The following is a 12117-nucleotide window of genomic DNA, read 5'->3' on the forward strand; positions in this document are numbered from 1 at the left end:
CTCCACACCAGGATCGCGGCCGAATGGGTGACACGCAACCGGGGCAATCGGGGCACCCGGCTGAGGTCAGTGGGATTTGTGACCCTTCCTCGGTCGTGCCACGCTCATGTTATGAACCAGCCGCTGTACCCGCTGGCCCTCAACTACCCGGCTACCAAACAGTTGGAAGTCTTCGCGGTTGACGACGACGGTGCGATCAAGGTGTCCTGGAAGACGAACAACGGCCCATGGCAGCCGCCTTACCCGTTGACACCGGTGTCCTTCGCACAGCCGGGCACCCCCCTGTCCGGGGCCCACTACCCACCCGGCAGCTCCCTGGAGGTCTTCAGCCTCGGGCAGGGGCGGGTGCACGTGCTCTGGAAGGCGCCGCACGTCCAGGACCACTGGCAGGGGCCGTCTGTGATCGCGACCGACTTCCCAACCCCGGCCAGCGCCCACTCCGCCGCCGTCCACTACCCGCCGGTGAAGACGCTTGAGGTGTTCGGGGTCGGCACCGACCGGGGGGTGTATGGCATCTGGAAGTCCCCGGACGTGCAGAACCACTGGCAACACCCGTACTTGCTGGCCGGCGCGGCCGGGCTGGCGCCCCCCGGCTCGCCCCTAGCGGCCGTCCACTGCCCGCCGGGCGACAACCTCGAAGTGTTCGTCGTCGGGGACAACGGAGCCGTGAACGGGTTGTGGAAGGCGCCGCATGTCCAGAACATCTGGCAGCCGCCCTACGCCCTCGCCGGAGCCACCGGCATCTTCACCCCGGGCGCACGGCTCGCCGCGACCTACTACCCGCTGGCCGAGCAGCTGGAGGTCTTCGCCGTCGACCGGTTCGGCGCGCTGACCGTGCTGTGGAAGCACGGCACCGGGGGATGGAATGGGCCCACCCGGCTGACGGGCAACGGCTTCGCCCCGCCGGGCGCGCCTGTCACCGCCGTCCACTACCCGCCGAACGACCAACTCGAAGTGCACGTGGTGGACGGGGACGGCCGCATCTGGGTGCTGTGGAAGGCCCACAACCGCCCGTGGGCGCCGCAGCCCCACCCACTCACAGACACCGGTGCCGTCGTCGCGGGCACCCCCTTGACCAGTGCGTTCTACCCCGTCAACGACCAGCTTGAGGCGTTCCTCGGGGACGGCACCTGGTTCTCCCGAGTGCTGTGGAAGAGCCAGAACAAGGCGTGGGCGCCCTGCCTCGTCCCGCTCGGTCCCCGCTCCGGGACCGCCTTCTCCCCTGCCGCCAACACCCAGCGCCTCGCCCAGGTTACCGGCACATCCGACTTCCTCGCGGCCGGCGTGCGCGGCGTAGACCTCGGCGCGAACACGACCCACCGCGACAACCACTACGTGTTCCTCGGCGACGTACCGGCCCTGGGGCGCCCCGACGGCCCGGTCCCGGACGCCGACGCCGTCGCCCGCATCAGCAACCTCTCGAGGAACGGGATCACCCTGGACCTCGTCCGCTCCGGCCGATACTTTGCCCCCTTCACCATCCGTAGGCCGGACGGGTCCCTGCTCGTGCCGCAGAGGAACCAGACGCCCACCGGGGCATTCAGCGACGGCACCTTCGCCTACGTGTTCGTCCTGGTCTTCGACCGACCGGACCACGTGGATTGGCCGGTCCCGGTTTCCTACCTGGCCCGGTCTGCCGATCCGGGCAGCGGGCAGCCGTACGACCAGGTCTTCCGCTGGAGCGAGTTCAAGTTCTGGCAGGTGTCCCCCCATGTGGTGGACAACACCGAGGTGCCGGGCCTGCCCAGTGCATCCGGGCGCGGGGTGGTGCTGTTCGGCGGCGGCGACCCGGGCGGGCGCCGGTCGGCGGTGCACCTCGCGTGGATGCCGCTGACGCCGGGCAGCACTCTCCGGACCGCCGACATCCGCTACCACCGGGGCGCAGCGGGCTGGTCGTCGCCCGGGGATGAGGCCAGTGCCCAGCCGCTGTGGTACGTGCCGGACGGCTACACCTCAGTCTCAGCCGCCTACGTCCCCGATGCCGGACGCTGGGTCGTGCTCTACTCCAAGGCCCGCCCGATCGAACAGGAAAACCGTCCGACCGGCGCGGTCGTGGCGCGCACGGCACCGGCGCCTACCGGACCGTGGTCCGCGGAGATCACCGTCTTCGACCCGTGCCGGGACGGCGCCTTCGGCACCTTCATGCACTGGCCGGACATGGACGACCTCGATCAGCGGGACCCCAGCTACCTCGCCGGGAGCACGGGCTGGGCCTACGGGGCATTCATCCTTGAACCGCTCACCGAGTGGCACCCGGAGGACGACTCGGTGACGCTGCACTACCTGATGTCCACCAGCCGTCCGTACCAAGTGCAGCACATGCGCTCCCGGTTTCGGATCGGCTGAAGTCGTACCGCGCCACGGCGCCACCGGCCCGAACGCGCGAACGCCCCAACCAGGAGAGCGTCCGCGTCTTCCTGCAGCGTGAGCATTCAGGTCCCGACCAGGTCGAACTCATGGCTCAATCAGGCTCTCCACGACACCCAGGTCATCTCGACACGCCGGACAAGATCACGTGAACGGACCGAACAAGATCACCCAAAGGGTGGGGAGATCAACAGAGCAGGTCTACCCCATGCCTAAGCAGGGGGTGGGGAAATCCAAATAGCCCCATCACATAAACGCCGATTTTGGTTCAGTCAACACGCCTGGCTCTTCACTCGGACCCCAGATAACACACCGCGTCACGGAGGACCCGTGCTCGTCCTGTTCGACATCGCTTACGTGGAGGAAGAAGAACCGCGCTTTCGCTGTCTGTTCTGCGATGCGCTCATTGACCACAACCGGCGCGTGCACATCTGGGCGATTCGCGCGGACGGCAACCGATCCCCCGTGTGCGGACCGTGCCAGCGATACCACGTGCCCCAGGCCGTCCAACGCTTCTACCGCGCCACGCTCAACGCGGCAGCCGGCATCGCCGTGTACATGCGAGTGGCACTCGGCGACTACAGCGAGCTCGACTCCGAACAGCCGCACTGGCGCGGCTACGCCGCCGCCTGCGGGCCGGCCGCTGGAGCTGGTGGCCTGTGCCTTCACCGCCAAGCGGCTCGAGGACGCCCTGGCCTGTCAGCGCGAGGCCAAGAAACAGGCCGACGGTTACCTCGCCGTGCTCGTGCGCAACAGACTCAAACGGCTGTAGTACCGCCCCGACGTCCTTGACGGCTTTCTCGCCGGGACCGGATTCTCCCTCGACCTCCCACCGTCAATCACCTCGAAGCGCCGAAGTCAGTAACTGCCCTCCGGAGGGGCTGTCCTTGGTGCAGTCGTCGCCACCGTCGCGGTTAGGGTGCACAGGCAGTGTTGCCGATCGCCAAGGGATGTTTCATGGTCAACCCGCCGCCCCCGTACGCCGGCCAGCCCTACGGGCAGTCATACCCGCAGGCCGGCGTCTACCCGGCAGCCCCGGCATGGGGGCAGTATCCGCCCTTCGGCGTGGCGCCGCAGTGCGAGATATGCGGTGGTATGCCGGCTGTCCGGGCCACGGTGCGGGGGCATCAGGGGATGGTCGTCCTCATGCGCTTCCTGAAGCGGTCGGGAACGTTCTGCCGTCTGTGCGGAACGGCGCTGCACCGCCAGATGACCGCCGACACTCTCTCGCAAGGGTGGTGGGGCCCGCTCTCCATGGCGATCACCCCATTCACTGTTCTCGCCAATGTGCTGGGACCACGTCGTGCGTTCCGTCGCCTCGGTCCGCCCTCTGTGGGCTGGCGACCGGCGCTGGACCCCGGGAAGCGGGTGCTCCTGCGTCCGGCGGCTCTGCTGGTCACTGTCCCGGTCGCCCTGGTCCTCCTGGCCGTGCCGCTGCTGATCCTTATCGGCCTGCTGGCCGGCGACTCGGAGCCGGACCAGCTGTCCGTCGGCGACTGTGTCAGCAATAGCGCCGACTGGCCCCGTCAGGATCTCAAAGTGGTCGTCTGCGGTTCGACCCCCGGTCAGTACCGTGTGTCGCAGGAACTCACCGGCCAGGGCGAGACGTGCAAGCCGGACGGCCCGGAGATCCCGTACATCGCCCGCCCCGAGTACAACGCGATGGGCCATACGCTCTGTCTCGTTCGCGTTCGCTGAACGCGCCGGTGTCGCCCTCGAAGGCCGGCGCCCCGAGTTCACCTTGAACATCAGCACCGGCCAATAGACCGACACGCTCCTCTACCGCCCGCCGGCCCGCCAATGACAGACGCGTCATCCGGGACGATCTCGGGTGGGTGCGGCCCAACCTGTGGGAAGACCTGGTCGCCGTCATCGAGGGCCAAGCCCTGGCCGCCCGCCCCGCCGAGACCTTCGGACCGGCCGCCGCCCGCTCAGGCGGCGGCAACTAATGCGCGACTGTCTCAGGTGAAGCTAACCGGGTCGGTCCTGGCCAAGCGGATAGTTCATGCGATACGTGCGGTGCCGAAGTCCGCCACGGGCCACGCCGCAGCATGCCGACACCGAAGCCCGCCCAGAGGACGGTGAGCCCGGGCACCCGGTCCCCAGCCGTATTTACGGAGCCGGACACAGCTTCCGGGCGGGCGGTGCTGCGGACGGCGGCGGACCGCGACGTGGCCACCAGGCCACAGCGGGCGCGCCCATGACACCTATCCAGTTCTTGGGAGGTCGCCGATCCTGAGGCGGACTCACGACGGAGTCTTCGCAGCTCAGAGGCTATGAGTCGGCACCGTAGTAATCGCGACGTGTGTGGCGCAAGGGATATCGGCTGGCTTCACTCGTCCGTGGTCGCCGGCCGAGTCGGCGGGGCCGAGCCAGGCGAGAGCAGCCGGTCAGGAATTCGCGTGTCCTCTTGGTGAGGCCATGCGAGCATCGGCAGGTGATCGACGATGAGGAGCTGTTCGCCGCCGACCTGATCGGAAGGCGACTGCTGAAAGTGACCACAGCTTGGCATCACTACGCTGACGACGATCCGTCGCTGGTACACCTGTGGCTTCACCTGGAGAGTCTGGGCCCGGTGCTGTTCCACACGCCCTCGACCGGCTTGTCTCTGCGAGCCGACCAGCCGCACGGACCGTACGCGATGGAGGAGCACGGAAGCGTCTCCGTGATCGACGATTCTCCGGATGTTCCGGTGACCCGGTTCGTCGGACAGACGATCCGCTCGGTTCGGCAGATCGACTACAACGACGGCCACGTCGGCTTCACAGCCGGCCTCACGCTCCAGTTTCCCAGCAGCAGCATCCGCCTGCTCGGTCTCGTGGACGGCCTCCTCATCGCCCACGACCAGCATCTAGGCGCTGTCGAGGCCCACCTGCACGAGGATGTGACCCTCGCGCGGGTGATGCAGACCTCCGGGAGCTGCCCGTCGCAGTGGGATGCCTGGACGACCACGGGTCAGTACCTGTACCTGCGGTACCGGCACGGTGAGGGAACTGTCGAGCAGCATCCGAGCGAGGACGTCGACACCTGGGACGGCGGTGAGTCGAGGCTCTGGACCAGCTGGGACGACGGAACCGACGGCGGCCAGATCGAACTCACGGATTTCCTCGTCACGGCTGGCCTGCGGCTGGCGCCAGACGCCGAAGTCCGCACCACACCGCCGATCGACCCGAAGGCCTGAGAACGATGGTCACGCACCCCAGCCGCGATTACGCGATCACCGCGATGTACTCCGTGCCCGACGACGCCTGGTATCTGGAACTGGATCTCCTCCGCGAACAACGGACGCTCGTGACCGCGGTCGTCCCCGACGAGGACCCGGGGCGCGAGCCGATAGTGTGCTTCGATCCCCAAGGACGGCACCTGGACATCCCGTACGAGGTCATGCGCTGGTTCATGGACCAGGTTGCGGATGAGATCCGGACGTCCCGCGCCTGGATGCGGCTGCGGCCCGAGCTGGTCGAGGTCATCCACCGCCTGCGCCAGGAGTACCTGGGCGCCATCGATGACGCCGACTTTCCCGGCGTCCTCGCGGAGCTGCGCACCACTGCCTCTGAGGCCGATCTCCCCATCGTTCTCGCGGCCGCCTTCGGGCTGAATCCCGATGGCACCCCCATGGACGGCATGCAGGCGTTCCAGCTCGTCGACATGGCGGCGGCGGTAAGTGATCACCGTCCCGCCGCCCCCTCGTCGGCCGAGGTCAGTGGCTCGTATTGAGTCGGCGGATCAGCTGCCGGCAGCGCACTGCCCCACGGCTCGGATCCCGGTCGCCGAGCGCAGATCGACCTGAACCTTCCCGCTGTCGGTCTGGAGCGTCAGCGTCCCCGAGTCGGTCCCGATGTGGGTGCCGCAGAGAGTGCCGGTGGGCGTGGTGACCTGGAGTGCCGGTCCGTTCCGGCCGGGGCCGTACCAGGTGATGCCCACGGCGGTGACCAGCAACGCGGCGCAGGCGAGGGTGAGCACGGTACCGGCGCGAAGGGCGGTGGCGAGGGCCTCGGCATGGTCCAGGGCCGTGCCGGTGTCGAACTCGCGGCGGTGCAGGACGGTCGGGCGACCGTTCGCGGCCCTGAGCAGTTGCAGGGCGCCGACGGTGCCGACGAGCAGGGCCGCGAGCAGCGCGGCCCCGACCACGATGTGCCACGGCGAGGCGAGTTCGGCGACGTTAGCACGGCCGCGGACGAGCCCGAAGCCGAGCAGGCCGGCGAGGAGCCCGCCGAGCCCGTTGCGCCACGCCAGGGCGGACGCACGGACGCGGGCGAGTTCGTCGCGCAGGAGTCGGTGGGTGATCTCGGCGGTGCGGCGGTCCTTCGGGGACGCCGGTCCGCCGGCGGCGAGCCGGGTCATGCCGGCAGGACCTTGATGTTCCAGTAGGCGCCGCAGCCCACGAAGCCGGCCGGGCGGTGCTCGTGCTCCGCCTCGCAGGTGCACATCATGGGCTCGTCCTCCGGTACCGTCGCGGCCGGAGCCGGAGCCGGAGCCGGAGCCGGCACGTGGTGAGACCGCTTGACGACCTGATCCGTGATCAGGAATTCCATGGTGTGGTCGCACCGGGGACAGGCCCCGGTCAGGACCATCGTGCCGGGCCGGGCCGGGCGGACCGCGAAGGCCGCGGCCACGCGCTCACCGTAGGCGACATCGGTGACTTCCTCGTACGGTTGCATCTGCTGTCCTTCTCGCATCAGGGTCCGATGTGGACGAACGGAGTCCACACGGTCGGCCGGGAACGGTTGGCTTCGCGGAGCGTGCGGACGGCGTGGTGCAGGGCGGGGGAGCTGAGGCCGGGGTCGAGGAATCCGTCGCGGGCCATCCCCCGGTAGAGGTCCTCGAACAGTTCGGCGGTACCGGGGCTGTCGTAGACGGACCACAGGGCGCCGACGACGTGCCGGCACCCGACGTGGTGCAGGGCCGCGGCCAGGGTGATCGCCTCGTCGGCCAGCTCCGTGCCGCCGACGGCGGTCTTGCACGCCGACAGGCCCGCGAAGTCCGCCGGGCAGCGCTGCCCGCCGACATCCGCGATCGTCAGCACGCCGTCGTACAGGGCCAGTCCGCCGTGGGACGGGTCGTCGAGCATCTGGTCGCCGTGGCAGCTGAAGTGGACGCACCGGTGCCGGTGCAGCTCCTGCCGTACCGCGTCCCTGCTCGCCGCCGGTCCGGCCAGGACGGTCGTGCGGTCCGGGGCGAGGACGCGTTCCATCATCGCCAGCTCGTCCGCGACGCCCGCGAGCGGTTCCTGGCCGGGGGCGTCGGCCAGCGCCACCATCAGCATCCTCCGGTCCCCGCCCGTGGCGGCCGGATCCGACGGGGTCCGGGCATGGGACAGTGCGCGCAGACTGGGCGTGTAGGACGACTGCGTCCGGTCCATGACGGTGCGGAGCGGATCGTCGTGGTACCCGGCAGCGTGCAGCGGCAGAAGCGTCAATGGCCCGGTGGGGCACCACCACAGGCGCGGCCACGGGTCGCCCGGCGCGGGGGGCCCGTCGGTGCCGAGGGCTGTGAGCACCGGCTCGGCGACCACGTCCCAGAGCCATCCGAGCAGGCCGGTCAGGGACTCCTCGGCGGCCGCGCGCGCCGTCCGCAGCGCCCGCTCCGCCTGCTGCGCGGCCTGCCGGTCCGGCATCGCCCGGGTCGAGCGCGCCCGCGCCCAGGCCGCTTTGAGGTCCTCGTCCGCACGCTCGGCGGACTGCAGGGTGCGGAGGTGGTCGTCGGTCCGGTCGGCGGCCTCCTGGGCGGTCAGGCCGGGCAGCGGCGTCGCCGTTACCCCGTCGGGCCGGACGATCAACGCGTCGCACCGCCACCGGCTGACATTGACGATCACGACTGGGCCGCCGGCGGCGGTTTCGAGGAGCCGGCCCTCCGGCAGCGGGCGCAGGAAGTCCTCGAAGCCCTCCAGCCGGCGGACCTCGTCGATCAGTTCGTCCCACTCCTGGGCCAGTTGCATGTGCCGGTCGACTTCCAGGGGCCGCGGGTCGTCGAGGGCGCTGCGGACGCGCTCGAGCCCGGCCCGGAGCGCCGGTGCCGCCTCGGCCAGCCGGGTCAGGTCGGCCCGCAGGTCCAGCGTCCCGGCCCAGAGCACCGATCGGCCCTGTTCCAGCAGTTCGACGGCGCGCCCGGGGTGTCCCGCGGCGATCGCGCAGGCGGCGGCGTCACGGGCCAGGCCCGACCGGTGGACCAGTTGCTCCTCTTGGTGCACCCGGTTCCGTGCGCGCCACGTCACCCGGACCAGCTGTCCGAGCGCGATCGCGTACGCGTCGGCGGCGGCGGCGAAGTCCCCTGCTTCGGCCTCGGCGTCGGCCCACTCACAGGCCACCCTCAGGCGGACGTGGGGCGGCGCGACGGCGTCACCGGCGGCCAGTCGAAGGTACTCCTGCCGTTGCCGCCGGTCGCCCCGTCGCTGGTGGAAGCCGGCGACGGTCTGCAGGATGTTCGCCCGCCGGGGGTCGCCCTGCCACGAGGCGTCGGCGGCTTCCGACAGTGCCCGGGCGGCCGTGGTGTCGTCATGGTCCGGATCGGGCGGACGGCTCCCGCGCTGCTCCCGCGGCCACGCCGATCCCGCCCTGGCCCCGGCGCCTGCGGCCGCCGGTATCGATCCGCGGGTATGCCCACCGGCCATCACGGGGCAGGGCACCTTGTTCCCTGCCCGGCGGCGCATCGAACGCGAGGACGCCCGCCGTATTACCGCCGGCCGCAGCTGGGCCGAGGAAGACGTCCTGGGCGAGCACATCCGGCGCTCGCCTCGCAGGGCGGGCTGAGCGTGACGTGGTCACGGATGGTGCTGCGCCTGATCCGGGTGGCTCTGGCGCTGCGCGACGCCGAGGGCGAGCGCCTGGTCGCCCCGGAGATGCTCGACCAAGTCGCCCTTCCGCTCAAGGAGGTCTCGGCACAGATCCTGCAACAGGCCGGCCTGCTGAGGGACCGTGTCCAGCCTCCGCTGCCTCGCAACCCAGTGCGCGCGTGCGCGCACTGTGGCAGCTGGGGCATCACGACCACCCTCTGTCGGCCCTGCAAAAATTGGAATCAGAGACCCGGGCAATACCCCGTTGGGGTGTGCCCCCGCTGCCGCCGCGAGGACTTGCCGCTGAGCGCGCGCAACGGCCGCTGCCGCAGCTGCCTGGCCCACGTACGAGCCAACGGACCGGATTCCACGCACCTGGCACCCACTCAGCTGACCTTCGGCGGCCTGCTCGCCCACCGGCTCAAGCGCCGGCCCAGCCCACCCGCAGCTCGAGCACCCGCCGGTTCCACAGCCGGCCTGCCCGGGGCGGGGCTGTCCGAGTACCTGGTCGATCCTGCCCAGCCGGTGCTTTTCGCCGCCGACCGGGACTGGACCCGCGTCTGCCGACGTCCCGCCGAGAGCCTGCCCGTACCCACGGCACAGGCACAGGAACTGGTCGCGGCCTTCGCCGCCACCTACACCCGATGCCAGGGCAAGAACGGGCACCGCGCCGCGCCGTCGGGGACCGTCGCGGTCCTGCACACCGTGCTGTCCTGGCTCGGTGCCCAAGCACCGGTCCATGAGCGTGACTTGCGCAGCGTCGCTGCTCTCGTCCCCGGCTCGTCCGTCCAGCGCATGCTCTACTTCCTGCACGAGCACGGCCTGCTCGTCCCCGACGACGACCCCCCGAAGGCCACGACGGTGCGCCGCGGGGAAGGCACCGGCGTGCCCGGCCGCCTGGCCGCCCGCCGGCAACGTCGGCTGCAGCACGCGATCGCCGCCAAGATCGCGACTCTGCCCCAGCCCATGGCCGACCAGTTGCACGCCTGGGTGATGGTCATGCGCGGTCAAGGGCGCTACCAGCACAAGACCGTCGACTACATCCGCATCCGCCGCTACCTCAATCTTGTCCTGCCCGTGCTCCGCACCTGGGCAGTGCAGGGACTGAGCCTGCGCGAGATCACCACCGACCATGTGAAAACCGAGCTCGACCAGCGCCAAGGACACCAGGCCCGGGGCATCCACCATGCCTTGCTCGGCATCTTCCGCGCGCTCAAACAACAGCGCGTCATCTTCCGCAACCCCATGGCCGGCCTGACCCTCACCGCTCCCATGCACCTTCCGCTCCCGGTGCCCAGTGACCGGCTCCGCCACGCCCTGCGCCGCCTGAACGGCCCCCTTCCCCGCCTGGCGGTCGCTCTGGTGGCCATCCACGGCCTCAAGCTCACCGACATCGCCCGACTCCGCCTCGACGACCCCGACATGAGCAAAGGAACCCTTGCCGTCCGCCGGGGCCAGCACACCCACACCGTCTACCTCGACGACATCACCATGGAGCTGATGGCTGCCTGGCTCACCGAACGCCACCGACGCTGGTCCATCGCCCCCAACCCCCACCTGCTGATCACGGCCCACGGCGCCTACCACCCCGACCAGCGCCCCATCAGCTACTGCGCTCTGCGCGCCGCCTTCGACCAGACCGGCATCACCCCGCGCCAGTGGTGGACCGACCGCGTCCTCTACGAAGCCCAGCAGACCGCCGACCCCCTCCACCTGGTACGTCTGTTCGGCATCCACCCCAACATCGCCGTCAAGTACGTCAACGCCGCCCACCCGGACAGGGCACTACCCGCCATCCGCTGAAGAGGAAAGCAGTTCCGGTGGATGCCGGACTATTACTGAGTTTGAACTCGTGGTGTCGTAGTGGCTGACAGGCCTTGATCCTCGCGGTACGACCGGAGGTATGCGGTACGCGCAGGGTGGCGGACTGACCGATGAGCGGCGGGAGTTCCGGGAACAGCTGCGGCTCCAGGCGGCCGAGCGGTTCGCCCGGGGTGAGAAGAGTTCGGTGATCGCGAAGGACTTACGGGTCCATGTGCGGTCGGTGGAACGGTGGCGGCGGGACTGGCAGGCCGGCGGGCCGAGGGCCTTGCGGTCCAGGGGCCCGGCCTCGCTGCCGAGACTGGACGAGGCCCAGTTCGCCGTGCTGGAACAGGAACTGGCCAGGGGACCGGTGGCACACGGCTGGCCCGATCAGAGGTGGACTCTGTCCAGGGTCAAGACCGTGATCGGCCGCCGGTTCCACATGACCTACACCATTCAAGGGGTCCGCAAGCTCCTGGTCCGGCACGGCTTCTCCTGCCAGGTGCCCGCCCGTCGGGCCGTCGAGCGCGACGAGGAAGCGATCACCGGATGGGTGAAGGAGACCTGGCCACTCGCGGAAGCACCGCGGCGGCGCTCGGGGCCTACTTCGTCTTCGAGGACGAGGCCGGCTTCTCGATGACGCCGCCGACCGCCCGCACCTGGGCCCGGCGCGGACACACTCCCGTGATCCGTGTCCGGGGCCGTACCACCCGCAGCCTCTCCATCGCCGCACTGGCCTGCTACAAAGCAGGCGAGCGACCACGCCTGATCTATCGGCCCCGCCACCATGACAGAAGGAAAGGCGAACGTAAGAGCTTCGCCTGGACCGACTACCGTGACCTGCTGATCGCGGCCCACCGGCAGCTCGGCGCCCCGATCGTCCTGGTGTGGGACAACCTCGGCACCCACCTGTGCGCCGATATGCGGAAGTTCATCAACGGCCAGGACTGGCTGACCGTCTACCAGCTGCCCTCTTACACCCCGGACCTCAACCCGGTCGAAGGCGTCTGGTCGCTGCTGCGACGCGGCTTCACCGCCAACACCGCCTTCACCAGCCCGGACCACCTCATCCGCACCGTGCGGCAGGGCCTTCGCAAGATCCAGTACCGGCCCGCCCTCCTCGACGGCTGCCTCGCCGAGACCGGACTGACCCTCCACCCCGGATAACGCCCTAC

Annotated in this window: 10 protein-coding genes; 7 read left to right on the forward strand and 3 right to left on the reverse strand. The window is 69.9% G+C overall.

Annotated features, from left to right (window positions below):
- Positions 1 to 111 precede the first annotated feature (111 nt).
- The 4 genes from AB0E98_RS26720 (at position 112) to AB0E98_RS26735 (ending at position 6084) form a co-directional block, all read left to right on the forward strand.
- Entirely contained in the window at positions 112 to 2346 is a 2235-nt protein-coding gene (locus AB0E98_RS26720) for a DUF4185 domain-containing protein (RefSeq protein WP_361707232.1), read from the forward strand.
- 954 nt (positions 2347 to 3300) lie between these two features.
- Entirely contained in the window at positions 3301 to 4065 is a 765-nt protein-coding gene (locus AB0E98_RS26725; RefSeq protein ID WP_361707235.1) for a hypothetical protein, read from the forward strand.
- 739 nt (positions 4066 to 4804) lie between these two features.
- Positions 4805 to 5548 (forward strand): hypothetical protein, encoded by a 744-nt coding sequence (locus AB0E98_RS26730; RefSeq protein WP_361707236.1) that lies wholly within the window; start codon positions 4805 to 4807, stop codon positions 5546 to 5548.
- A gap of 5 nt (positions 5549 to 5553) precedes the next feature.
- On the forward strand, positions 5554 to 6084 hold the full coding sequence (locus AB0E98_RS26735; RefSeq protein ID WP_361707238.1) for a hypothetical protein: 531 nt from the start codon (positions 5554 to 5556) through the stop codon (positions 6082 to 6084).
- 9 nt (positions 6085 to 6093) lie between these two features.
- Here AB0E98_RS26735 and AB0E98_RS26740 read toward each other — a convergent pair whose 3' ends face one another.
- Genes AB0E98_RS26740 through AB0E98_RS26750 form a run of 3 tightly spaced genes read right to left on the reverse strand, consistent with a single transcriptional unit; the run spans position 6094 to position 8977 of the window.
- Complete coding sequence (locus tag AB0E98_RS26740; RefSeq protein ID WP_361707241.1) at positions 6094 to 6711, reverse strand: hypothetical protein; 618 nt, start codon at positions 6709 to 6711, stop codon at positions 6094 to 6096.
- Positions 6708 to 7028, reverse strand: a complete 321-nt coding sequence (locus AB0E98_RS26745) for a hypothetical protein (protein ID WP_361707243.1) — start codon at positions 7026 to 7028, stop codon at positions 6708 to 6710. The genes AB0E98_RS26740 and AB0E98_RS26745 overlap by 4 nt, the downstream gene beginning before the upstream one ends.
- A gap of 17 nt (positions 7029 to 7045) precedes the next feature.
- Positions 7046 to 8977, reverse strand: coding sequence for a CHAT domain-containing protein (locus tag AB0E98_RS26750; protein WP_361707246.1), 1932 nt, complete (start codon positions 8975 to 8977; stop codon positions 7046 to 7048).
- 141 nt (positions 8978 to 9118) lie between these two features.
- Here AB0E98_RS26750 and AB0E98_RS26755 point away from each other — a divergent pair, with 141 nt between their 5' ends.
- The 3 genes from AB0E98_RS26755 to AB0E98_RS26765 all read left to right on the forward strand — a co-directional run bounded on the left by AB0E98_RS26755 (position 9119) and on the right by AB0E98_RS26765 (position 12109).
- Positions 9119 to 10942: a hypothetical protein gene (locus AB0E98_RS26755; protein ID WP_361707247.1), complete on the forward strand. Its 1824-nt coding sequence runs from the start codon at positions 9119 to 9121 to the stop codon at positions 10940 to 10942.
- A 100-nt stretch (positions 10943 to 11042) separates the two neighbouring features.
- The gene (locus AB0E98_RS26760) at positions 11043 to 11582 is read left to right on the forward strand and encodes a winged helix-turn-helix domain-containing protein (RefSeq protein ID WP_361707250.1); all 540 of its coding nucleotides are present in this window, start codon (positions 11043 to 11045) and stop codon (positions 11580 to 11582) included.
- A complete protein-coding gene (locus AB0E98_RS26765; protein ID WP_361707302.1) occupies positions 11579 to 12109 on the forward strand; it encodes a transposase in 531 nt (176 codons plus the stop codon). The genes AB0E98_RS26760 and AB0E98_RS26765 overlap by 4 nt, the downstream gene beginning before the upstream one ends.
- Positions 12110 to 12117 lie beyond the last annotated feature (8 nt).

The organism is Streptomyces sp. NPDC037389 (assembly GCF_040636475.1).
GTDB classification, from domain to species: domain Bacteria; phylum Actinomycetota; class Actinomycetes; order Streptomycetales; family Streptomycetaceae; genus Streptomyces; species Streptomyces hesseae.